Source organism: Paraburkholderia sp. MM5496-R1, from assembly GCF_050436205.1.
Lineage (GTDB): Bacteria > Pseudomonadota > Gammaproteobacteria > Burkholderiales > Burkholderiaceae > Paraburkholderia > Paraburkholderia tuberum.
Map to the genome: position 1 here is coordinate 3864406 of NZ_JBNDLT010000002.1, position 23793 is coordinate 3888198.

At 63.6% G+C, this 23793-nt stretch carries 20 protein-coding genes and 1 pseudogene; 4 read left to right on the plus strand and 17 right to left on the minus strand.

All coding sequences use genetic code 11. The features are described from left to right. Window positions 1–212: 212 nt before the first annotated feature. From OKW38_RS25025 to OKW38_RS25050, 6 genes and pseudogenes are all read right to left on the minus strand, one after another. A pseudogene (locus tag OKW38_RS25025) lies at window positions 213–362 on the minus strand (IS256 family transposase); the annotation flags it as partial. A 244-nt stretch (window positions 363–606) separates the two neighbouring features. Beyond that, window positions 607–1002 carry a nuclear transport factor 2 family protein gene (locus OKW38_RS25030; RefSeq protein ID WP_429363492.1) on the minus strand — a complete coding sequence of 132 codons (396 nt, stop codon included), beginning with the start codon at window positions 1000–1002 and terminating at the stop codon, window positions 607–609. Window positions 1003–1074: 72 nt separating this feature from the next. Then, on the minus strand, window positions 1075–2019 hold the full coding sequence (locus tag OKW38_RS25035) for a 3-keto-5-aminohexanoate cleavage protein (RefSeq protein ID WP_429363494.1): 945 nt from the start codon (window positions 2017–2019) through the stop codon (window positions 1075–1077). A 23-nt stretch (window positions 2020–2042) separates the two neighbouring features. Next, window positions 2043–2912, minus strand: a complete 870-nt coding sequence (locus tag OKW38_RS25040; protein ID WP_429334960.1) for a fumarylacetoacetate hydrolase family protein — start codon at window positions 2910–2912, stop codon at window positions 2043–2045. A 48-nt stretch (window positions 2913–2960) separates the two neighbouring features. Beyond that, on the minus strand, window positions 2961–3902 hold the full coding sequence (locus OKW38_RS25045; RefSeq protein WP_429363496.1) for a VOC family protein: 942 nt from the start codon (window positions 3900–3902) through the stop codon (window positions 2961–2963). Further along, window positions 3903–5552 (minus strand): bifunctional 3-(3-hydroxy-phenyl)propionate/3-hydroxycinnamic acid hydroxylase, encoded by a 1650-nt coding sequence (locus OKW38_RS25050; protein ID WP_429363498.1) that lies wholly within the window; start codon window positions 5550–5552, stop codon window positions 3903–3905. 61 nt (window positions 5553–5613) lie between these two features. Here OKW38_RS25050 and OKW38_RS25055 point away from each other — a divergent pair, with 61 nt between their 5' ends. Then, window positions 5614–6333 carry a TetR/AcrR family transcriptional regulator gene (locus OKW38_RS25055; RefSeq protein WP_429334957.1) on the plus strand — a complete coding sequence of 240 codons (720 nt, stop codon included), beginning with the start codon at window positions 5614–5616 and terminating at the stop codon, window positions 6331–6333. A gap of 122 nt (window positions 6334–6455) precedes the next feature. Here OKW38_RS25055 and OKW38_RS25060 read toward each other — a convergent pair whose 3' ends face one another. The 6 genes from OKW38_RS25060 to OKW38_RS25085 form a co-directional block, all read right to left on the minus strand. After that, window positions 6456–6782: a hypothetical protein gene (locus OKW38_RS25060; RefSeq protein WP_429363500.1), complete on the minus strand. Its 327-nt coding sequence runs from the start codon at window positions 6780–6782 to the stop codon at window positions 6456–6458. A 551-nt stretch (window positions 6783–7333) separates the two neighbouring features. Beyond that, window positions 7334–8725: a tyrosine-type recombinase/integrase gene (locus OKW38_RS25065; RefSeq protein WP_429363502.1), complete on the minus strand. Its 1392-nt coding sequence runs from the start codon at window positions 8723–8725 to the stop codon at window positions 7334–7336. 316 nt (window positions 8726–9041) lie between these two features. After that, on the minus strand, window positions 9042–9314 hold the full coding sequence (locus OKW38_RS25070; protein ID WP_429363504.1) for a lysozyme inhibitor LprI family protein: 273 nt from the start codon (window positions 9312–9314) through the stop codon (window positions 9042–9044). 315 nt (window positions 9315–9629) lie between these two features. After that, window positions 9630–10781: an acyl-CoA dehydrogenase family protein gene (locus OKW38_RS25075; protein ID WP_429334952.1), complete on the minus strand. Its 1152-nt coding sequence runs from the start codon at window positions 10779–10781 to the stop codon at window positions 9630–9632. Between the two features lie 12 nt (window positions 10782–10793). Next, window positions 10794–12002, minus strand: a complete 1209-nt coding sequence (locus OKW38_RS25080) for an acyl-CoA dehydrogenase family protein (RefSeq protein ID WP_429363506.1) — start codon at window positions 12000–12002, stop codon at window positions 10794–10796. A gap of 30 nt (window positions 12003–12032) precedes the next feature. After that, window positions 12033–14153 carry a 3-hydroxyacyl-CoA dehydrogenase NAD-binding domain-containing protein gene (locus OKW38_RS25085; RefSeq protein ID WP_429363508.1) on the minus strand — a complete coding sequence of 707 codons (2121 nt, stop codon included), beginning with the start codon at window positions 14151–14153 and terminating at the stop codon, window positions 12033–12035. Window positions 14154–14279: 126 nt separating this feature from the next. Here OKW38_RS25085 and OKW38_RS25090 point away from each other — a divergent pair, with 126 nt between their 5' ends. After that, complete coding sequence (locus OKW38_RS25090; RefSeq protein WP_429363510.1) at window positions 14280–15188, plus strand: LysR substrate-binding domain-containing protein; 909 nt, start codon at window positions 14280–14282, stop codon at window positions 15186–15188. Window positions 15189–15198: 10 nt separating this feature from the next. Here the strand turns inward: OKW38_RS25090 and OKW38_RS25095 are convergent, their stop codons facing one another. Beyond that, a complete protein-coding gene (locus OKW38_RS25095) occupies window positions 15199–16065 on the minus strand; it encodes a hypothetical protein (RefSeq protein WP_090800964.1) in 867 nt (288 codons plus the stop codon). A gap of 320 nt (window positions 16066–16385) precedes the next feature. Here OKW38_RS25095 and OKW38_RS25100 point away from each other — a divergent pair, with 320 nt between their 5' ends. Together OKW38_RS25100 and OKW38_RS25105 are read left to right on the plus strand one after the other, a co-directional pair. Then, window positions 16386–18050, plus strand: coding sequence for an acyl-CoA synthetase (locus OKW38_RS25100; protein WP_429363512.1), 1665 nt, complete (start codon window positions 16386–16388; stop codon window positions 18048–18050). Window positions 18051–18099: 49 nt separating this feature from the next. Then, window positions 18100–18480 (plus strand): DUF5594 family protein, encoded by a 381-nt coding sequence (locus tag OKW38_RS25105; protein ID WP_429363514.1) that lies wholly within the window; start codon window positions 18100–18102, stop codon window positions 18478–18480. Window positions 18481–18588: 108 nt separating this feature from the next. On the opposite strand, the gene OKW38_RS25110 is transcribed toward OKW38_RS25105, so the two are convergent. The 4 genes from OKW38_RS25110 to OKW38_RS25125 all read right to left on the minus strand — a co-directional run bounded on the left by OKW38_RS25110 (window position 18589) and on the right by OKW38_RS25125 (window position 23744). Beyond that, window positions 18589–20706 carry a phosphocholine-specific phospholipase C gene (locus tag OKW38_RS25110; RefSeq protein ID WP_429363516.1) on the minus strand — a complete coding sequence of 706 codons (2118 nt, stop codon included), beginning with the start codon at window positions 20704–20706 and terminating at the stop codon, window positions 18589–18591. Window positions 20707–20835: 129 nt separating this feature from the next. Beyond that, complete coding sequence (locus tag OKW38_RS25115) at window positions 20836–21162, minus strand: hypothetical protein (RefSeq protein WP_429363518.1); 327 nt, start codon at window positions 21160–21162, stop codon at window positions 20836–20838. Window positions 21163–21282: 120 nt separating this feature from the next. Further along, window positions 21283–22143 (minus strand): alpha/beta fold hydrolase, encoded by an 861-nt coding sequence (locus OKW38_RS25120; protein WP_429363520.1) that lies wholly within the window; start codon window positions 22141–22143, stop codon window positions 21283–21285. Window positions 22144–22154: 11 nt separating this feature from the next. After that, the gene (locus tag OKW38_RS25125; protein ID WP_429363522.1) at window positions 22155–23744 is read right to left on the minus strand and encodes a benzoate-CoA ligase family protein; all 1590 of its coding nucleotides are present in this window, start codon (window positions 23742–23744) and stop codon (window positions 22155–22157) included. Between the last annotated feature and the right edge of the window lie 49 nt (window positions 23745–23793).

The following is a 23793-nucleotide window of genomic DNA, read 5'->3' on the forward strand; positions in this document are numbered from 1 at the left end:
GAGAACCGAGGTCCATGCTTTCCTGGTCACGGCGCAGGACGCGCTGAACGAACTGGCGCCAGCAGAGGTATTGGCCGGCGCTCCGTTCGAGACACGCGCGTCCCTGCATGCGAGTCAGCAAAGGCTCCTGCAACTGCCCTCGAACGAGCGGCAGCGCAAGGTCCTTGCGTTGATCAACGGACCGGGAACAGCCATGGCCGCATGAACGGCTAGCCGTTGCGCACAACTGCCCGTCGGCCCTCGATCGACTTCACATTCGAATACTGCTCGAGCATCGCCGCCAGTTCCGCCTCGATTGCCTGCTGGATGATTCGTCGCGCCCCTTGCTGGATCAGATCGTCCAGACCCGGCGCCCCCTTGATTTCCGCGTCCGTCGTTTGACCGCTCTTCGTTTCCTGAGTATGTTTCGCGATGGTGGTGGAGTTCGATTGGGAAAGTGTTACCGTGGAAAGCAACATTCTCCTTCAATCGCCACCGCCTTCTCCTGCCTCCCGCCTACGCCGCGTACACCACTTTCAACGATAGCTCCTTGAATATTCGCGGTGATGTTTGCTGGGGATTCCTATGTTTGTATAATTGAAGAATTCTTTCTGACGTGAACGATTTTCAGCGTCGGGCGGCGTCTGCTTCGGAATGAAACCCCTGAATGACGCTTAGACGCCACGTGCCGTTCGTCCTCATCCAGACGGCTTCGTACTGGCTCGCAACCGCTATCGTCCCGCTTGCGATGCGCACGCTCGCCGTCATGGAGCCGCACACCAGCGCGAAGCGTTCACCGGTCTGAATCTCGCTCAAGTCGAACTTCACTGCTTCGTAGCGCATCGCGCCGCTCGTGAGCTTGTCGAGGTAGCTTTCGCGGCTGTCGCGCGCGCCTGTCGAATGGATATAGACGAGGCCTTCTTCGAACAGATCGCGCAGCGTGGCCGCGTCGCCCGCCAGCATTGCGGCGCATCGCGCTTCTTCGAGTTGATGAATGATGTCTGCGTCTTCGCCATGATTCATCGATATGTCCTTTTTTCCCGATTGCGCGCGACGGTGCGCCAGTCGCAATGCCGTCGCGCGCCGATGCTTACCTTACTGGCTGATTGCGTCCAGACGCGTCTTGTCGCGACCCTTGAGGCCGAGCATTTCGCGTGCTTCCGCGGGAGTCGCGATTTCCAGACCAAGGCGCGTGAGAATGTCGCGAATCAATTCGACCTGCTGGGCGTTCGAGGTGGCGAGCTTGCCCGGACCGATCATAAGGGAATCCTCAAGGCCGACACGTACGTTGCCACCCATCAGCGCGGCCTGCGTAATCAGCGGCATCTGATGTTTGCCGGCGCCGAGCACTGACCACTGATAGTTGTCGCCGAACAGCTTGTCCGCAATGCGCTTCATGTGCACGAGATTCTCGGGATCCGCGCCAATGCCACCCAGAATGCCCAGCACGAACTGCAGGAAGATCGGACCTTTGACGAGCCCGCGATCGACGAAGTGCTTCAGGTTGTAGAGATGCCCCACGTCGTAGCACTCGAATTCGAAGCGCGTGCCGTGCGCATCACCCAGCCGCTCGAATACTTCTTCGATATCCGCGAACGTATTGCGGAAAATCGCACGCCGCGTGCTTTCGATAAAGTCTTTTTCCCACGAGTATTTGAACTCTTTCAGCTTGTCGAGAACCGGGAAGATCCCGAAGTTCAGCGAACCCATGTTGCAGGACGCCATCTCGGCCGAAATGTCGAGCGCGCCGGCGAGGCGTTCGTCCAGCGTCATATTGACCGCGCCGCCCGTGGTGAGGTTGATCACCGCGTCGGTTGCCGCGTGAATGCGCGGCAGGAATTGACGATACACCGACGGGTCGAACGCCGGGCGTCCGTCTTCGGCATGACGCGCGTGCAGATGCAGAATGGACGCGCCTGCCTCTGCCGCGGCAATGGCTTCGCGTGCGATGTCGTCGGGCGTCACCGGCAGATGCGGCGACATGCTCGGCGTATGAATCGATCCCGTGATTGCACAGGTAATGATGACTTTACGTGCCAAGTATTTTTTCTCCGTTGAGTCGATCAGACCGGCTCGGCCACGACGACGTTTTCAATGTGTCCGATGCCCTCGATCTCCACGCGCAGCACGTCGCCGATATTGAGGAAACGCGGCGGCTTGGCTGCGCCACCCACGCCCGACGGCGTGCCCGTCGCGATCACGTCGCCCGGTTCGAGCGTCATGACGGTCGAGAGATAAGCGATCTGCTGCCAGACGTTGTAGATCATCTCGCCGGTGCGAACTTCCTGACGGCATTCGCCGTTCACGAGCATGCGCATTTGCAGCGCGTGCGGATCGGCGATTTCATCCGGCGTCACGAGCCACGGACCAAACGGGCCGTGCGTGTTGAACGACTTGCCGAGCATCATCGTCGGCGAGCGCATCTGCCAGTCGCGTACCGAAACGTCGTTGCACACGACATAACCGGCGACGACCGACGCGGCCTCGGCTTCCGACACGTGACGGCAGCGGCGGCCGATGACGACGCCCAGTTCCGCTTCATAGTCGAGCTTGTCCGATACCTTCGGCATTTGCACGGGGTCGAACGGGCCGTTCACGCACGAGACCTGCTTGTTGAACCAGACCTGGCTGTCCGGCACCTGGATGCCTGCCGCTTTCGCTTCCTCGACATGGCGGCGATAGTTCATGCCGATCGCGAGGAACTTCGACGGGTTCGGCACCGGCGCGTCGAGTCGCACGTCCGAAAGCGGGTACGTGACGGCGTCCTCGATGCGCACGTTCCTGACGTATTGCATGAGCGCGGGGCCGCCCTGCAGCAGTTCCAGCATGGTGCGGGGCAATCTGCCGTCGCTGGCGGGCAGATCGATAACCTGCTGGCCTTCTACCTTACCGATCGATTGATATCCGCGGCATTGAAAAGTGACGAGTTTCATTGAAGTCCTGCTAAAGAGTGTTGAATGGTGACGGGTGCGCTCTGCGCGTCAGACACCGTGTTCCGAATTGGCGAAGAAGATCGCGGGCAGATCGGGACCCCACAGGTACATGCCATCCTCCGGCGCGTGATCTTCCGCGACCCAGTCCACCGAAGCGGGGATGAAATCCATCGTCGCGCTGTACTCGCAAAAGCTGCCCCACGGGTCCAGTACGTAGTAGAAGTAGTTGGAGCCGAGCACGTGACGGCCCACGCCCCAGCCTTCGCTGTAACCGGCGGCGGCCATCTGCATGTAGCCGAGACCGACTTCCTCGACGGTCGGGACATCCCAGCTCAGGTGATGCAGCGCCGGGCCCGAGCTCATTGCGAAGGCGAACAGGTGATGGTCGCCGCCGTGCGGCGCGTGGATGAACGCAACGCCGTCGCCGGAGCGGTCCGAGAGGCGCAGGCCGAGCACGCGCTCGCAGAAATCGATCTGCGCGGGGACGTTCGGTGTCGCGAACGCAATGTGCGAGAGCCGCGTAGGCTCTATGCGCTTCGTGCTGCGACGGTAGGGCGCGCAACGCACACCGTTGACGGGCAGCGCCGGGCTCGCGTGGCTCGCTTCGTCGAGCGTCGTCTTGGCGCCGGGGCGGATCTGCAACGCGACGCCGTCGGGATTGCGAATCCAGAAACCCTCGGCGTCAGCGCCTTCGGGCGGCGCGATGATCTCAACGCCGACCACGACCGCACGCGCGCGCAGCGCGTCGAGTTCGTCCTCGAAGCAGTGCAGCGTGAGCCAGTCGATCTTCTTGCACGGCCCTTCGCGCAGACGGCCCCAGACGTGCGGCGAGCCGAACGTGCGCACCAGTAGGCCAGCGTCGCCGTCCGGCTGGACATCGAGTCCAAAGGCTGTATAAAAGCGCCGCGCGTCGTCGAGCGATGGCACACTCATGCGGAATCCGCCGATCGAATGAATGCCGAGGCGATCGCGCCTGCGTTCTTGAGTCATTTAGGTCTCTTGGCCTTGTGGGGTGGTTTCAGTGTCGGCTTGCATCGCATACCGCCAGGCGTCGACGAGCGCATCGAGTTCGCCAGTCGTGCGGGCCGCGCCATAGCTGTAGAAGTCCGGACGTGCGATCACCGCCGCCACGCCGAGTTGCGCGAAGTAGTCGGCATACGCACCGTTGATGTCGACGAAGCCGCCTTCGCCGAAATGCGCGACGATCACGCCGCGCTCATCCAGCGCCTGCCGGTTAGTCACGCTAAGCGCGTCGAGCACGGCTTTATTCGTCGCAATCAAGGCGAAGCCAACGCCGAACACATCGTCGAACAGGCCGCGCCGGCCGTTGATCTCGACGAGGCCTTGCGGCGTCAGGCAGCCGCTGCCCGGTGTTTCCGCTTCATACAATCCCGCGCCGAGACGCGGTCGCGGCGCCTCGGGCGGCCGGAAGCCCGGTGTCGCCTGCGCGGACAGCATCTGGAGGTCGCGTGCGGCGGCCGCGTCGGGATTGGTGATGCAGATCACCTTGCCCAGTTCGATCGAGAAGTTGATGATCTCGCGCACGTGGTTCGATCGCTCGGGACCATAGCTGTCGAGCAGCGCGTCGCTGCCTTTGCCCGCGAGAATCGCGTCGAGCCGCCATGCAAGCGCCGCCGCGTCGCGCAGACCGCTGCACATGCCTTGCCCCGCGAACGGCGGCATCAGATGCGCGGCATCGCCCGCCAGCAAGACCTTGCCCGCACGCCATTGCTTCGCCCAGCGTCCGCGGAACGTATAAACCGCATGGCGCTCCAGAACCGCGTTGCCGGGCGTGACGTTCCAGCGGGCGAGCAGGTCCCACGAAACCGAGTCCAGGTTCATCTGCTCCGCGGTTTCGCCGGGCAACAGCATGAACTCCCAGCGACGGCGGCCGGGACCACCTGGCACGATGGTCGTCGGCCGCGCCGGATCGCACAGTTGCCAGGTTTTCGGCATCCACTCGCGCGGCGCAAGCGGTTTGACGTCGACCACCAGCCAGTCGAACGCGAAACCGAGATCTTCGACCTCGAGGCCGAGCGCGTTGCGCACCATCGAGTTCGCGCCGTCCGCGCCAATCACATAGCGTGCGCGGATCGTGTCCTTCTCGCCGCCGGCAACCCACTTGCCGTCCACCAGCCGTCCCGCCTCGATATCGACGCGCACGCCGTCGGCTTTTTCGAGGAGCGCGTTAGCCGACCAGCCCTGACGCACCGTGACATTCGGGAGTGCCTTGACATGTCCGTCGAGGACGCGCTCGAGCTCCGGCTGCGCGAACATCGTCGATGCAGGCCAGCCACTCAGGCCCGTGCCGCCCCAGTCGAAATCCATCAGAACTTCGTTGCTTGCGTTGCGCCACTGGTAGCGGTCCGTAACCTCCGCTATGCGGTTGATATCATCTATGACCCCGGCCGCCTGGAAGAGCCGGGCGATTTCGTGGTCGTAATGGACGGCGCGCGGCAGCGGATAGAGGTCGGGCCAACGCTCGACCACGCTCACGCTGCGCCCCGCGCGTCCGAGCATCAGCGCAAGTAGCTGACTCGTCGGGCCATAGCCGATAATTGCAACATCGACGATCCTGTCTGCCACCATTTTTCTCCTGAGTCGGGCATCGTCACAAACTGACGATATCGTACAATTCATACTCTATTGTCATGTTGACCAATTCATCCATGCAATGGGGGAAACCCCGGGTACCGCGCTAATGACCAAGCATTCGAAAAGCGACAACCAGGGCCTCGTCCTCGCGAACGAGGACCACCGCGTACGGACCGGCGCCGTGCGACGGGAATCCACGCGCCGAAAACTGTTGAGCGCGGCCGTCGAAGTTTTTGCGGCCAAGGGGCCCGACGCGGCGTCGATCGACGACTTCCTCGCGGCAGCGGGCGTCGCACGCGGCACGTTCTACAACTACTTCAAGACGACCTCCGAACTGCTCGACGCAGTCACGTCGGAGTTGAGCGACGAGGTCATTGCCCGCATCGAGGTGTGTGTGGGCGCGATCGACAATCCCATCGAGCGGGTGTTGACAGGCTGCCTGCTCTATACGCAGGTGGCGATCAAGCATCCAGCGTGGGGGGCGTTTATTACGAGGACGGGCATCCGTGGCGGGGCCAGCGGACGGTTGACGGACGTGTATCTTCCGCGTGACCTCGCAAGAGCACGGGAGCAAGGCATCGCCCAGTTCACCAACGTCCGTGCTGCGAGGGACCTTTTGATCGGCGCGATCCATCAGAGCGTCGAGACGGTTTTGTCGGGCGCGGCGTCCGCCGAACACCCGCGCGAGGTCATGCAGTTGGCACTCGCGGCGCTTCGCGTGGCACGCCCGACTATCAGGCAGCTCAATGAAAAACCGCTACCGGAAATTGAAGTGCCAGATGGACTGAAATCGCTGGAGGCGAGCTCCAAGGCTCACGCCGGGTGACGTCGCTGCGCTCGGCCTGCTTCGCGCCGGTTCCATCCGAAGAGCGAAGCCCGGGGATGTCAAGGAATGTGGATTTTGAACCGGTGCGCTGAGGCCGAAACTGGTTGTCAGCTTGATTCATTTCATTTCTTAAGTTCCTCGGGGTGGCTGCGTTTCGCATCCATACCGAAAGGCTGACCGTCTTCTGGCCGCATATAGATTGCGTAGCGGATAGGCGCTGCGAAGGCTCGGCGTCGGAAACGGCTCGGGAGAGTGAGTTCGCTGTTGCACGAAGCTGCCATCGGGTTGCTCGATGGCACCACCGTCGGCAATCCGCCGCATTGCTGACGCACCGCCCAGACCGTCGCAATGTCGGCAATGGCCGAACTCCAGTCTCCCTGTGCGAGTAGACGAATGGCCGTTGTACCTTGAAAGCCGACGTGGAGCGCGCCGGGACGACGGCCCGCCATGGAGGCGAACTCCGACTCAGCCCGACGCGTGCTAGCGTGTCCTGATCGGCTCTGAGAATCGCGCGGGCTCCCCGATGCGGGGTTTCGCGATACGCACAATTGCCCTTGACATGAGTTTGATCGCGCCTGCTGAAGATTGAGACACTTGCCAGTCGTGGTTGCGCAGCATTTTCCGGTCGAGCGGCCGCTGCGCTCGCCGGGGTTGCAGCACGGTTTGCATCGTTTCCGGTCGGTAACATGGCCGCAGTTGGGATCATGGCTTCTTCAAGCTTTGCGAGGATCGCGCTGGAAAGTGCCTGACGGTATCGAAGACGGTATTCCTGAAGAAGTCGGCATTCGGATGCCCTGTGTTCGCGATGTTTGAACGAAAGTGCGCGTGGATTCTCTGTTGCGGTCTGTCCAGAGCTGAAAACTGCCGACTGGATTTTTCGGTATGGCTGACGGTATCGTCACTCCCGACCGGCCGGAGAAGCCGTATACACAAGGCTCCCCGTCACCGATTGACGATCGAGTGGGGCATATCAATAACGCGCCGGGCAGATTGCCGTCGATTATTCCACCGTCGCGACGTCGATCGCTCCGGCCGGTGTGGCGTGCTCTCTAATTTCGGCCGACGCGTCCCCTTGAGTTTGCTCGGTGGGTGCACCTTGCCCCGTCAACTGTTCCAGCCGCGCACCCAGCAGTTGCCATGCGGCGCGTTTCTCGACCGTATACGGATACCGCTGATAGATGCGTTTCATGCGGTTCTGCTCGCGATGGTTCATACATTTGTCGATCACAGCGGGTAATACGCCGATCGACTGCATCAAGGTGGCGGCTGTTCGGCGCAGGTCGTGCGGCGTCCATTTCTCGTCGCCGAGAACGAGAGAGTTAGTTTTAGCGGTTCGGTTGGCGTGTGCGTCACGTTCATAGAACACCAACTGGCGATCCGACACCTGCTTGGTGATGCTTTTGAGGCCGATGTGCGTTTCGGGTTTGTCTTCGCGGCGGTAGGCGGGCAGCAGCCATTCCTTGCTGTCGGACAATTGGATGAGTGCGCCCATGAGCTTCGCGGCGAAGTCGGACAGAAATACGATGTGAGCGTCCCCGTTCTTCGCGTTCTCAAATGGCACGCGCCAAATTCGCAGTTCAAGGTTGACGTCGCGTTTGCGTGTCTTGATGACCTCGCCCACACGCGTGTTGGTTGCCAGGATCAGCATCAACACATGCTTTGTCGTTTTGGGCAAATTCGCGGACTCAAGAGCGTTCGGTAGGGCACTGATCTCATGATCCGAGAGCGTTCGCTCCCGTTCACCGTCTGTACCACCGACATCCTTCTTTAAGACCATAAGCAGGGGATCGACGGAAACGTATTCTCGCGCTTGGCACCATTTCAAGAACTGCTTGAGATCTGTGAGCGTCCGGTTGGCGAGGCGGTTGGCGCCTCGCGCGATGATCGCATCAAGTGACGACATGATGTGAGCGCGACGCACGTCTTCCATCGCCATGTCGCCGACCACTGGTAGCACATCCTTTTCGAATGCGCGACGGATTTCTTGCCCCTTGTCGGCCCGCTTCTGCAGAGCGGAGTCGGTCCACTCATTGAATCGCTGTCTGAACGTCTTCCGTGCGAGCTTGTCCTCGAGGCTACGGACTTCTGCGCCCGTCTCGGCTAGCTTTTTCAGCTTTTCGATGCGTTTGTGTTCCAGCGGATCTTCTCCGCAACTAATGCGTGCGCGCGCACTGTCACGGGCATCCCTGATTTGGCGAAGGCTCGACTTCGGGAATGTGCCGAGGCGCAACTCGCGTACCCGACCGCCTGCTCGATAGCGCAGCGAAAATTGGACGGAGATGCCCTTTGCCCCTGCGCGGACCACGCCAAAGACACCGTGTCCGTCAGCGAGACGTCGTCCATTGTCTGCCGGCGTTAGCGCTTGCAATTCCCTCGTGGCGAGCGTGCCCATTGCATTCTCCCGTGGGCAAATTTTGCCCCCACAATTGCCCCCACAGATTCGGGGGCTTGCATGGCATTGTAGTGGAAATTGCGGGACAAGGTATCCTAATAATTCTCTATAAAATCAATGGATTGAAGGCGCATTCCGGAAGATGTTGGAAGTCCGTGGAACCGACAAAAACTTGCATGGGGTGCAGGTGGTCGGAGGTTCAAATCCTCTCGCCCCGACCAAAAAGATCAAAAGGACTTATGGTGAAAGCCGTAAGTCCTTTTTTCTTGCCCGTCGCGCGGGGCAGCATTTCCCGCTGTCAACGCTTCGCCCACGCTCATCTGCATCCCAAAGCCTCGACTGCTTTGCTTATGCGCTCGGTTTCGGCTGTCTTGCACATCGCGACCGCCGTGGCCAGCATCGACCCGCCGCCCCATTCTCGAGAAGCCGATTTTTTGCAGTTGGCGTCACGGCGCGTTTTCCACGCGGTGAGCCTCTTCTTGATCGCCGCTTTGCAACTCGCCGACACCGCGGCCTTGCCCTTGACGACCTGCTCCAGCTTCTGCTCCGCGACGATCTGATCGCGCCACGCGCACAGATTCATGCTCATCTGATTCGCGTCGCAATGCGACAGGGCCGCGTCGACCTCACTGGCGGGCAGTCCACTGCGGGTTGCGATGACGCCGGCTGGATTGGATGCGGCGGCCAGTGCCGAACTACGCAGGCGTGCCTATCCCGCAGGTGCAATTGTTCGCTACGTCGTTGTCGTAGCGAAGGACAGCGTCCTCGTGCATCCGCAATCCAGTCCATCCGGCATCGCTCAACTTTTTTGATTCGTTTGGCAGGCTCAGCTCCTCAAGAATAGGCGACTGCAATCTGGCAGACATGTCGCCGGCACGCGTTCGCATTCGCAAGCGCACACGAATCACCGCCCTTGAGCCCCCAACGCCACAAACCGCTCCAGATGATGATCCTCATCCCCAAGCTGATGATCGATCATCACGAGCCGCTTCGCGTAATGCGCGAGCGGCAGTTCCCACGTCATACCGATCCCGCCGTGCAACTGGATGCATTCCTCCGCGACTCGCGTGCCGATCCGGCCGATGCTGTACTTCGCCGCCGACACCGCGCGCTCGCGCGCGTTTCGTTCGCCGTCGAGCGCTGCCGCCGCGTTGATCACCGCCGAGCGCGCCTGCTCGATTTCGAGCAGCAAATCGGCCATGCGATGCTGCAACGCCTGGAAGCTGCCGATCGGCACGCCGAACTGCTTGCGCGTGCGTAGATAGTCGAGCGTGTAGTCTTTCGCGACGTCCATTGCGCCGACCGCTTCCGCGCACAGCGCGAGCACGCCGCAACTCAGCGCATATTCGAGCGTCGCAAAGCCGTGATCCACTGAGCCGAGCACGGTGTCGTCGCGGAGCGTGACGTCGTCGAACGTCACTTCGGCCGCGCGTCCTCCGTCGATCTTGCGGTAGCCGCGCACGCTCACACCCGTCGCGTCCCTCGGCACCAGAAACAGCGTGATGCCGGCTTCGGCATCGTCCTCGCCGCTCGTGCGTGCCGAGACGAGGAACACCTGAGCATGCTCGCCATGCTGAACGACGGCCTTTGCGCCGTGCAACGTCCACACGCCGCTGTTGCCATTTACGCTGCGGCGCGCGCGCGTCGTCGCGACCCGGGCAAGCTCGTAATGACTGTCCGGTTCACCATGCGCAAGCGCAACGATCCGCGAGCCGTCGATCAACGAACCCAGCGCCGCATTCTGCACGTCGCCGCCGCTGCGAGCGATCGCCCGGCCGACGACCAGCGTATCGAGAAACGGTTCGACGACGAGCCCGCGGCCGATGCTCTCGAACACCACGGAAATATCGAACCCGCCGCCGCCAAAACCGCCGCTCGCTTCGTCGAACAGTGCGCCGATCACGCCAAGCTCCGCGAAGCGTGCCCACAATTCGGTGCTGAAGCCTTGCGTCGAGCGTGCGATTTCATCGCGCGTCGCGAAGCCGTACTGCTCGCTGATAAACCGATTCAGCGTATCCGCCAGCATGCGGCGCTCTTCGGTGTGCTGGAAATTCATGACGTGCGCCTCTTACAGTCCGAGGATCATTTTGGAAATGATGTTCTTCTGGATTTCGTTCGAGCCGCCGAAGATCGACAGCTTGCGATTATTGAAGTACTGCGACGCGGCACTCGCGGCTTCGTCGGGGCCGACCGGCACGCCGTCGAAGCCTTCGTGCAGCGCTTCCTCGACGAATGGCTGCGCATAAGCGCCCATCGCACGCCGCGTCAGCGACGAGATCTCCTGACGGATCTCCGTGCCGCGAATCTTCAGCATCGAACTCTCGGCACCGGGCACGCCGCCGCCCGCCACGGCCGCGATCACCCGAAGATTGGTCGTCTTCATGTTCTCGAGATCGATCTCGACGCGCGCCATGCGTGCCGCGAACGCCGGATCCTCGGCGAGCGGCCGGCCGTGGCGCAGCTGTGTCGCGGCGATCTTGCGCAGACGGTTGAAGGCGGCGACGGAAAAACCGACGCCGGCGATATTGGTGCGCTCGTACGTAAGCAGATATTTCGCGTAGGTCCAGCCCTTGTTTTCTTCGCCGACGAGATTTCCGACCGGCACGCGCACGTCGGTGAAGAACACTTCATTGACCTCGTGCTCGCCGTCGAGCGTGATGATCGGCCGGACTTCGACGCCCGGCGTGTTCATGTCGATCAGCAGAAAGCTGATGCCTTCCTGTTTGCGCACGTCGGTCGCGGTGCGCACGAGGCAGAAGATCATGTTCGCGTAATGACCGAGTGTGGTCCACGTCTTCTGGCCATTGACGAGGTAGTGCTCGCCCTGCGCGTCCTTGCCGCGCACTGCCGTCGTCTTGACCGATGCGAGATCGGAGCCCGCGCCCGGCTCCGAATAGCCCTGGCACCACCAGTCGGAACCGTCGAGAATGCGCGGCAGCCAGTGACTCTTCTGCGCCTCGCTGCCGTACTTGATCAGCACCGGCCCGAGCATGTTGACGCCGAACGGCACGACGCGTGGCGCGCCGGCGAGTGCGCATTCGTTTTCGAAGATGAATTTCTGCACTGCGCTCCAACCCGGGCCGCCGTACTCTTTCGGCCAGTGATTTGCGAGCCAGCCTTGCGCGTTCAGAATCGCGTGCCACTCGGCCATGTCGTCGCGCGTCAGACGCCGCCCGCCGTGCACCTTGCCGGCGAGACGTCGCGGGAGCTTGTCGCGCAGAAACGCCAGCACGCTGGCGCGAAAAGCTTCTTCCTCGGAGGTGAAGTTCAGATCCATCGCAGTCGTTCCGTCAGTGTTCGTGGTGGTTCAGGCCGTCGTGTTCAGGCTCGCGAAATCGGCGTCGCGCTCGACCAGCTCGACGAGCAGCGGCGACGGCCGCCAGAACAGCGGGTCTTCCTTAGCGAACTCGCGGATGTCGGCGAGAATCGTCGGCAGGCCGACGCTATCCGCGTATTTCATCGGACCGCCGCGGTAGCGCGGAAAGCCGTAGCCGTACAGCAGGGTCACGTCGACGTCGAGCGGGCGCAGCGCAATACCTTCGTGGACGACGTTCGCGCCTTCGTTGATCATCGCGGCCAGATAGCGGCGCATGATCTGCTCGTCGGTGAAGCTGCGCGGCGTGATGCCCGCGCGCGCACGCTCGGCGTCGATGATCGCCTCGACTTCGGGATCGGGCATGCCGCCGCGCGATCCTTCGGGGTACAGATAGAATCCGCGGCCGGTCTTCTGGCCGAACCAGCCGCGCTCGCACAGGCGGTCGGCGATCTGCACGTAGCGCGCGTTCGGGTCGCGCGTGGCCGCGCGGCGTTTGCGCGCCGCCCAGCCGATGTCGCCGCCCGCGAGATCGACCACCTGAAACGGGCCCATCGGCAAGCCGAACGCCCGCACCGCCGCGTCGATCTGATACGGCGATGCACCGTCTTCCATCAGCGCGTCCGCGGCGGCGCGGTACACGGCAAGCAGGCGATTGCCGATGAAGCCGTCGCACACGCCGGCGCGCACCGGCGTCTTGCGCAGCTTCTTCGCGAACTCGAACGCGGTCGCGACGACGTCGGCGCTGACCTGCTTCGGCACCACGACTTCGAGCAGCTTCATGATGTTGGCGGGCGAGAAGAAGTGCAGGCCGATTACGTCGGCGGGGCGCGAGATGCTGGCTGCGATCGCGTCGATGTCCAGATACGACGTGTTGGTCGCGAGCACCGCACCGGACTTGCAGACGCGATCGAGCTCGGCGAATACGGCCTTTTTGACGTCGAGATCTTCGAACACGGCTTCGATCACGAGGTCGGCGTGAGCAAGCGCATCGTACGACGTGCTGCCGCTCCAGCGCGCCATGGTCGCGGCTTTCTTCTCAGCGGTGAGGCGGCCTCTGGCGATCAGCCCGTCGTAGACCTTGTCGATGTGCGCGCGGCCACGCGCGAGCGCCGCCTCGTCGCGTTCGATCAGCGTGACGGGCAGCCCCGCGTCAAGCACTGCGACCGCGATGCCGGCGCCCATCGTCCCGCCGCCGATCACGCCGATCGCCTCGAGCGCGCGCGGTGTCGCGTCGCGCGTTTCGGGCGCCTTCAGCACTTCGCGCTCGGCGAAGAATGCGTGAACCAGGCCGGCGCGCTGCGGGCTGTCGAGGCATTGCAGGAACAGCTTGCGTTCGAGCTTCAAGCCCTCCTCGAAGGGCTGTTCGATCGCGGCTTCGACGGCATCGACGATTTTCAGCGGCGAGAACAGGCCGCGCGCTTTCTTCGCGGTTTCGTCACGCGCTTTCGCGACGGCGGCGCGGCTCGCGGCGCGATCGATCAATGCGGCGGCGTCGCGCGTGCGGCGTACCGGCGCGTGCGCGGCGAGCAGCTCGTGCGCGTAGGCGAGCCCTTCGGCGAGGATGTCGCCACTGTCGCCGAGACGGTCGACGAGGCCGAGCGCGAGCGCCTCCTTCGCGCTCGCGTGACGGCCGCTCAGCATCAGGTCGAGCGCCGCCGGCGCGCCGATCAGACGCGGCGTGCGTTGCGTGCCGCCCGCGCCAGGCAGCAGACCCAGCTGCACTTCGGGCAGGCCGAGCTTCGCGCCGTCCACGGCGATCCGGTAATGCGCGGCGAGCGCCACTTCGAGCCCGCCGCCGAGCGCCGCGCCATGCAGCGCGGCAATCACGGGTTTCGTGCATGCCTCGATGCGGTTGCACACGTCCGGCAGCGAAGGCGGCACCGGCGGCTTGCCGAACTCGCGAATATCGGCACCGGCGATGAAGTTGCGCCCCGCGCCGACGATCAGCACGGCTTCGACCGCGCGGTCGGCGTCGCCGGCTTCGATCGCGGCCAGCAGACCGCGCCGCACGTCGGCGGATAGCGCGTTGACCGGCGCGTGGTCGATCGTGACGAGCAGGACCTTGCCGTGCAATTCGCGCGTGACGACGTCGGCCGAGGAGGAAAGGGTCATCGTAGGTGTCTCCGTTCGAGGATGGCGAGGCGCGCCGGATCGTCCCATTCTGGAGTGGTCAACGTTCATTGACAATGACACCGTTGATTGACAGACTGTCAAAATTATTTTGACAAAGACTGGGCCATGGACGTCAACTCGCTGACCCTGCTCGTCGACATCCTCGACGCCGGCAATCTGAGCGAAGCGGCACGCCGGCTCAAGATGAGCCGCGCGAACGTCAGCTATCACCTGAATCAGCTCGAGCGTTCGGTCGGCCTGCAATTGGTGCGCCGCACCACGCGTTGCGTCGAGCCGACCGAGATCGGTCTGCGGCTCTACGAGCACGGCCGCACGATCCGCAACGCGCTGCTGGCCGCGCGCGAGTCGGTGACGACACTGGGCCAGAGCCTGCAGGGGCGCGTGCGGCTCAGCGTGCCGAGCGGCTATGGCCAGCTCGTGATGTCCGACTGGCTGATCGCGTTCAAGCGGCTGTATCCGGGTATCGTGCTCGATGTGATGTTCGAGAACCGCGTCGAGGATCTGATGCGCGACGAGATCGACATCGCGGTGCGCGTGATGTCGGAGCCGCCGCAAAACCTCGTCGCGCGGGACATGGGGCCAGTCCGGTACGTGGCCTGCGCATCCCCCGAATTCGCGCGGACACACGGCCTGCCCGCGACGCTCGACGACCTGCGCACCGCGCCGCTGATTACCGCGGCCGTGATCGGCAAGCAGTTGCGGCTCGCCGCGTATCTGCGCGACGAGCGTCATGAAGTCCTGCTCGAACCGACGATTATTTCGGAAAACTTTCTATTTTTGCGCCAGGCGGTGCTGGCCGGTCTCGGTGTCGGACTCGTGCCCGACTACGTGGTGCAGGACGATCTGAAGCTCGGCGCCGTGCTGACCGCGCTCGATGCCTGGCGGCTCAGCATCTTCGGCACGCACATGTACATGCTGTACATGCCGAATCGGCATCACACGCGCGCGGCGGCGACGTTCATCGACTTCGTGCTGGAGCAGGCGCAGGGCTCGGGCAGGGGCGGCGCGAACTGAAGCTGCGAACTCAGGCGCCGAGTCTGCGCGCGATGGCCGTCGTGACCATCGGCACGCCGACGCGCAGCAGCTTGCGCACACCTTCGTCGCTACCGACTTTGCCCACCGCGTTGTCAATCATCGCCTGCATCACGCTCGCCGGATAAAACTCGCGAAACAGCGTGTTGGCGCCGGTTTGCTCGAACACGTGGTGCAGGAGCGACCCAACGGGGGGGCCGATGCGCTTGAACAGGCCCATCTTGACCACCCGGTTGTTCCACAGATGCAGCGTGTACGCATTAGAACAGAGCGCCGCGCACTCGTCGAAATAGCGCGGCAGGAACACCTTGTAGTAGTCGTTGAAGTGCACCGGATAGAACAGGCTTTCGGGAAGACCGGCCTTCACGCCGTAGATGGCGGTCAGCAGACGCGGGCCGGTGTCGCCCCACTTCAGTGCCGTGCCCTTCATTGCTTCGACACGTTCGATTAATTCGTGCAAGCGCGGCTGATCCGGGTCGAGCCGCAGCATCGCCGTGCAGATGCTCGATGAGGTCTCTCGCCCGATCAGGTCGCCCTTGGCGTTGAGATCGAAATCCCGCAACAGCAGCAGATCGGTATCGACCCAGATCTCGTCGGTCCTCGTGAACATCACGAAGCGGAAATAGTCGGTGAAATGCGCCATCGACGGCACGCCGTGAATCGGGAAGTCGTTCAGCGAGTCGCGCGGCAGTATCGTGGTCGCGTCCTTCGCGATCACGCCGGGCGGCAGAGTGTCGATCGGCTCGTAGCTATAGAGCGCGACCTCGCTGCCGTACAGCGTGAACGAATTCAGACAGGCGATCTCGTAGGGAGAAAGTTCCGGGCCATGCCAGAACGATGCAAACCTTGCCTTGCGCATATGTCATCCGGTAGCGATCGTGCGGCGCAACATGCGCGCCGAACCTGTGTAACGATCCTAGACGGGCGCGGCACAGGTCAGATGTAAAGGGCTTGAATCGCACAGGAGTTGTCGCAAAACGTTGAGTTCAGCGCAACGAGTCGGCGATTATGAGCGGGACTATGTCGTATCTGGTGAATTCAATTGCGCACGGCAATGCATCAACCGAGTGCGCAAGGTCGTGGGCTAAACTGCGGAACACCGGCCATGCGCGCAGAGGCAGCAAGCGACGGACCATGCATCACGCCATGCAGCGACAACGACGATATCCAGGAGACCCGATGAACCTCGACGGCGAGACTTACGATTCGCTCACGGCCAGATTCGCGTGGCGTATTCCACCGCGCTACAACATCGGCGTCGACACATGCGACAAGTGGGCCGATGGCTCGGGGCGTCTCGCGCTGATCTACGAAGACGCCGACGGCCGCGCGACCCGTTATACGTTCGACGAACTGAAAGCCCTGTCCGACCGCTTCGCCAATGCGCTGCTCGCGGCGGGCGCGCGGCGCGGCGAGCGCATCGGCATCTTTCTGTCGCAATCGATCGAAACGGCCATCGCGCATCTCGCGGCCTACAAGGCCGGCATGGTCGCGGTGCCGCTGTTCACGCTGTTCGGCGTGGACGCGATCGAGCATCGGCTCGGCGACAGCGGCGCGCTCGCGCTGATCACCGATCACGCCGGCGTGCAAAAGATCGACGAAATTCGCGGCGCGCTGCCCGAGTTGCGACACGTGTTCAGTGTCGATATCGAGCAGGATGACGAAGCATCGGACGCGCCCGTGCGGTCGTTCTGGCAGGCGTTGAATGGCGCTTGCGCCGAGTTCACGCCGGCCGACACCGCCGCGGACGATCCGGCGATCATCATCTATACGTCGGGCACGACCGGAAAACCGAAGGGCGCGTTGCACGGGCATCGCGTATTGCTCGGGCATCTGCCCGGCGTGGAGATGTCGCAGCAGGGCTTTCCCGCGCGCGCGACGCTGATGTGGACGCCCGCGGACTGGGCGTGGATCGGCGGTCTGTTCGACGTGCTGCTGCCATCGTGGCATCACGGTGTCGCGGTGCTGGCGCGCCGTTTTGCGAAATTCGACGGCCACGCCGCGTTCGATCTGCTCGCGCGTCACGCGGTCTCCCATGCGTTTCTACCGCCGACCGCGCTGAAGATGATGCGCGGCGTCGGGCGGCCCGCTCATCTGCGTCTCGCGTTGCAAGCGGTCGCGAGCGGCGGCGAATCGCTGGGCGAGGAACTGATCGGCTGGGGGCGCGACGCACTCGGCGTGACGATCAACGAGTTCTACGGGCAGACCGAGTGCAACGTCGTGGTGTCCTCGTGCGCGGCGCTGTTCGAGCCGCGCTTCGGCGCGATCGGGCGCGCGGTGCCGGGGCACCATGTCGCGATCGTCGATGCCGCCGGCAACGAGCTGCCGCCCGGCGCGATCGGCGATATCGCGGTGGCCGCGCCCGATCCGGTGATGTTTCTCGGCTACTGGCGGAACGTTGCGGCCACCAACGACAAATTCCGCGGCAGGTTTCTGCTGACCGGCGATCTCGGCACGCGCGACGCGGACGGCTTCATTCGCTTCGTCGGTCGTGGCGACGACGTGATCACGAGCGCCGGTTACCGGATTGGGCCGGCGTCGATCGAGGATTCGCTGCTGCGTCATCCGGCCGTCGCGATGGCGGCCGTGGTCGGCGCCCCCGATCGCGAGCGCACCGAAATCGTGATGGCGTTCGTCGTGCTGAAAGCGGGTTTCGTCGGCGACGATGCACTCGTGCGCGAGATCCAGCAGCACGTGAAGACGCGTCTGGCCGCGCACGAATATCCGCGCGAGATTCGCTTCGTCGAAAGCCTGCCGATGACGGCCACCGGCAAGGTGATCCGCAAGACGCTGCGCGAGGCGGTGACGCACGGTCCGGACGCGATCTCACCGGCGAAAAACTGAGTCTGCTACGATGACCAACCCACGATGGGAATCACAGCGGAGAGATTGGATGCGCCCCGAGAGTGCAATGCGTTTCGACCAGGAGTTCGCGCCGCGCATTGCCGAGGCGATCGCCGCGTGTATCGCAAAGACCGTGCACACCGACGTGTTGCCGCATGGCGAACAGGGTCAGCCCACCCGCGTGCGGATTCACGCCACGCCGCTCGATGAGCTCGGTCATTACCCGCATCCGTTGAATCTGTATCTGACCTGGGACGGCGACGAAATAGAAAGGCTGATGGGCGAGCAGGGAGCGACGCGTTTCGCCAGATATCTGGCCGCGCTGCCGCGCAAGCTCAATGCGTGGACCCAGGCGCGCGAACTCGATTTCTCCACGCACACGCAGGGTGAGCCGGTTACGTTGATCGGCGGGCTCGATTTCGAATCGTAGACGCTCGCGCGCGATTGCGGGCTTGCGTTCGAAAGCTGGATGAAAAACGGCCGCTGTGCCCGAAGAGCCAGCGGCCGTTGCTTTTGCAGCGTTGGGTTACAGCGACGCTCAGCCGCCCAGCGCCGGATCGCTCATGCTGTTGTTTGCCGTCTCGACATGACCGGCGATGCGGCGCGCGAACGTCGGGTCCGTATCGACGGTGATCGCGAGATCGTACCAGCCGTATGCGTTGCGCAGATCGAGGTACAGATTGTCGGTGTCGCCGCCGCGTACCGAATGCTTGATCACATGGCTCGCGTCGTACGCGTTGACGATCGTGAACTGGCAACGCGCGCTGCCGACGTTCTCGAGCCGCAGTTGCAGATTGCCGTTCGCGACATCGTAGCCTTCGGCGACGGCCGGCCGTGCGGTGTCCGAACCATTCCACCAGTTCCGTGCGACCACCTTGCCCGCGAAGCGGCGCAGGAAGCCGTTCGGCCCGTGCACGCTGAAGTCGTAGCTGCCGTCGGCGTTGAGCAGCAGCGCGTCCTGCAGATGCTTGCCCGCTTCGACGGTATAGCTGCGCGGCGCGTCGGCGCTATTGGCCGCGTACACGAGGAATACCGCGCCCGCGCGGCCCGTGTTGACGAAGCGCATCGTCAGCTTGCCGTTCGAGCCTTCGTCGACGCGCACGAACAGTTCGTACGGCAACGCGCGCGCCGGGCGCACGCCCGCTTCCTGCTTCGGCACCGTCTGCACCGTCGGCGGTTGCGGCACGTAGTCCGGGTGACGGTTCTGGTCGGGCGGCACGTAGCCGCTCGTGCCCGGCAGCGACGGCACCGACGCGTTCGGATTCGCGAAGTTGAACGCGGAGGTCAGATCGCCGCACACCGCGCGACGCCACGGCGTGATGTTCGATTCGCCGAGATTGTGCTGCTGGCCGAAGCGCTTTTCGATGAAGCGGATCACCGACGTATGGTCGAACACTTCCGAGCACACGTAGCCGCCTTTGGACCACGGCGAGACCACCAGCATCGGCACGCGCGGTCCGAGCCCGTACGGCCCGGCGACGTTCTTCGCATCGCCGGCATAGAGTTCGTGCGTGATGTCGACGGTCGACAAACCGTTCGCGCTCGACGCGGCCGCGAACGGTGCGGCGATGTGATCGAAGAAGCCGTCGTTTTCGTCGTAGTTGATCAGCAGCACGGTCTTGCTCCACACGTCCGGGTTCGACGTGAGGATCTGCAGCACCTGATCGATGTACCACGCGCCGTAGTTGGTCGGCCAGTTCGGATGCTCGCTGTACGCTTCGGGCGCGACGATCCACGACACCTGCGGCAGCGTGCCGTTCTGCACGTCGCGCTTCAGAATGTCGAAGTAGCCGTCGCCGTTGGCCGCGTTGGTGCCGGTCCGCGCGTTGTCGTATAGCGGGTTGCCCGGCTGCGCGTTGCGGTACTGATTGAAATACAGCAGCGAGTTGTCACCGTAGTTGCCGATGTACGCGTTCTGCGTCCAGCCCCACGAGCCGTTCGCGTCGAGCCCGGTGCCGATGTCCTGATAGATCTTCCACGAGATGCCCGCGTTCTGCAGCACTTCGGGGTAGGTCGACCAGCCGTAGCCGAGTTCCGAATTGTCGATTACCGGACCGCCGCCGCTGCTGTCGTTGCCGACCCAGCCACTCCACATGTAGTAGCGATTCGGATCGGTCGGACCCATCAGCGAGCAGTGGTAGGCGTCGCAGATCGTGAATGCGTCGGCGAGCTGATAGTGGAACGGGATGTCGTCGCGCGTCAGGTAGGCCATCGTGGTCGCGCCTTTCGACGGTACCCACTGATCGTTGCGGCCGCCGTTCCATGCGGCGTGCGTGGAGCTCCAGTCGTGCGCGAGATCCTGCAGGAATTGCAGGCCGAGGTTCGGCGCGCCCGGACGGAACGGCAGCACGTAGCTGGCACCGCTGGCATCGGCGGTTTGCGGCTGATACCACACCGGCTGGCCGTTCGCGAGGTTGATCGCGCGCGTGTCGCCGAAGCCGCGCACGCCTTTGAGCGTGCCGAAGTAGTGGTCGAACGAACGGTTCTCCTGCATCAGCACGACGATGTGCTCGACGTCGCGGATCGTGCCGGTCCGGTTGTTGGCCGGAATCGCGAGCGCATTGCGGATGCCCGGCGGCAGCATGCTCAACGCGGTGAAGGAACCGGCGGCTTGCGCGGCCGAGCGCAGAAAATCACGACGATTGTTTGAGGTCATGGTTGGGGCGGTGGTGGCTTTGATCTTCGGTGGAGGAAAAAGGCACGGGGACGACACATTGCGGTGCTGAAACGGCGATGCTGCGTCGGACGCGCGAAGGCGGGCTAGCCGCCGCGCGCGGCGCGATTCTCAATCGACGGTATGGATGACGGGGCTGGCCACCGGCGGCGAGGTGGCGGACAGCGCCGTGCCGGCTTCGGATGCGGGTGCCGCCGGTGTCTGGATCGTCAGCGTCGGCGGCGCGGAGTCGGCCGGCGGGGGGGCGATCGATGGGCGGGCGATCGATGGGTCGCCGGGGTTAGCGGCGAAATGGTCGGTTGAACTGATCGTATTCGTGCCGGCGGGCGGGGCGTCGTCGCTGCACGCTCCCGCTAGCGCGCACAGCGCGATCACTGCGATGGCGCCTGTCAAACGTTTGCGACGGGGCGCACGAATCGGCTTCGACACGAAGGGCATGGCACTGTCTCCGGGCGGGGAAGGGATGCCTCGCAATCGATGTGCCGAGGTCAGCGATGCAGCAGCATAATCGCCGATCCGTGTAATTTTTATGAAGTATCGGTAACAGACGGGCGCCGCTTATCGTTGTGCGCGCACGAACGCCGCGATGGCGTCGTTGAGCGCGGCGGGCGCGTCGCGATGCGGCGAGTGTCCGCATGCGTCGAGCTTCACGAGTTGGGCGTGCGGCACGCGCGCGGCGATCGTGTCGATCTGCGCCATCGTGCCGTAGTTGTCGTCGTGGCCCTGGATCGCGAGCAGCGGTCGACGGATCGGCGCGAGCGCCTCGGCGATCGACCACCGCCTGAACGCAGGGTCGAGCCAGATATCGTTCCAGCCGTAGAACGCGGAATCGACGTCCGCGTGATAGCGGGCGAGCTTCGCGCGAAGATCGGTGGTTTCGTAAAGCTGCTTCGTTTGGGCGATGCTTTGCACCGAGATGTCTTCGACGAATACGTGCGGCGCAATCACGACCGCGCCCGCGAGCGCATCGGGGTACAGCGCCGCATAGAGCAGCGCGATCGAGCCGCCGTCGCTATGACCGATCACCCACATGCGTTGGCGTTGCCGCAGGTCGATATCGAGCGCGTCGAGCAGGGTGGGGAGGATGTCGCGCGCCTGTGCGGTCATGAAATCGACCGGCCATTTGTCGTCAGGCGCACGCGCTGTCGAGAGTCCGTAGCCTGGCCGCGAATAGACGAGCCCGCGCATGCCGAGTCGCGCGCACAACGTCTGCGGCCAGTCGCGCCACATTGCGATCGAGCCGAGACCTTCGTGCAGGAATACCGCCATCGGCGAATCGTCCTGCTGAGCATTCGCCTGCTCGTTGACCCAGCGGTACTCAATGCGCAGCGGTCCATGCGACGCGCTCGCCGGCAGTTCGGCAAGGCGGCTGGCGGCACTCGCGGAGGAAGTGGCAGGGGCGGTACCTCGGTTCTGCATCAATGAATCACCTATGACTGTTCGCGTAGCTTGAAGCGTTGAATCTTGCCGGTGGCGGTCTTGGGCAGATCGTCGGTGAACACGATATCGCGCGGGTACTTGTGCGGCGCGAGCCGTTCCTTGACGAAGGTCTTCAGTTCCTCGGCGAGCAGATCGGACGGCATGAAGTCGCGCTTGAGCACGACGAACGCGCGCGTTTTCACGAGCCCGCCATGATCGACGCCGACCACCGCCGCTTCGAGCACCGCCGGATGCGCGACGAGCACCATCTCGACCTCGACCGGCGATACATATTGGCCGCTCACTTTCAGCATGTCGTCGCTGCGGCCCGCGTAGACATAGCAGCCGTTCGCGAGACGCCGATATTTGTCGCCGCTTCTGATCCATTCGCCGAGAAACGTCGCGCGCGTTTTCTCGCGATTGCTCCAGTACATCAGCGCCGCGCTGGGCCCCTTGATGAACAGATCGCCGACTTCGCCATCGGGCACCGGCCGCCCGGCTTCGTCGCGTAACTCGACTTCGTAGCCCGGCACGGGGCGCCCGGTCGTGCCGTATTCGACTTCGCCCGCGCGATTCGACAGGAAGATGTGCAGCATTTCCGTCGAGCCGATGCCATCGAGAATCTCGGCGCCGAAGTGCGCGGTGAAGCGTTCGCCGACGTCGCGTGGCAACGCCTCGCCGGCCGACGCGCACACGCGGATCGCGACGTCGGCGCGCGCGGGCAGGTTGGGCGACACCAGCATGTTCGCGTACAAGGTCGGCACGCCGTAGAACACGGTCGGGCGATGCCGGACGAGGCGCGCGAAAATCGCCTCGGCGGTCGGGCGCTCGGCCATCAGGATCGCGGTCGCGCCGACCGACAGCGGAAACGTCAGCGCGTTGCCGAGCCCATATGCAAAGAACAGTTTCGCCGCCGAAAACACCACGTCGCTCTCGGCGATGCCGAGCACCGGCTTCGCATACAGCTCGGCGGTCCAGTACAGATTCGCGTGCGTATGGACGGTGCCTTTCGGCTTGCCGGTCGAGCCCGACGAATAGAGCCAGAACGCGATGTCGTCCGCGTTGCTTGCACAGCCTTTGCCGGCGGGCAGCGCGGTGTCGACCAGCGTTTCGAAGCGGGGCGCCGCGAGCGGCGCTTCGATGGAGGCGTGAGGCTGCGAGACGATCGGTTGGCAGCCGTCGTCGTCGATGCTGCTCAGCGCCTCCGTCACGTTAGGTAGCAACGGTTCCGATACGATCACCGCTCGCGCGTGGCTGTGCGTCAGCATGTGCGTATAGTCGGCGGCGCTCAGCAAGGTGTTCGCGACGACCGGCACGATGCCGGCGTAAAGCGCGCCGAGAAATGCGACCGGCAGCGATACGGTGTCGAGCATCACGAGCAGCACGCGTTCCTCGGGATGCACGCCGAGCGCACGCAGTGCGCTGGCGCAGCGCCGCGCGCGCTGTTCGAGTTCGCCGTAGGTCATCGCGCCGTAGTCGTCGATATAGGCGACTTTGCTCGCGCGCGCTTCGTTCAACTGGAACAGATGCCTCGCGAAGTTGAACAGCGGGGGCGGCGGCGCAACCGGCTCGCGCGCGCTCGTTTCCAGCAGGGCTTCCATATGTCTCCTCCATCCGTGGACACGGTCCGGCTCTTGTGTGATCGTGATC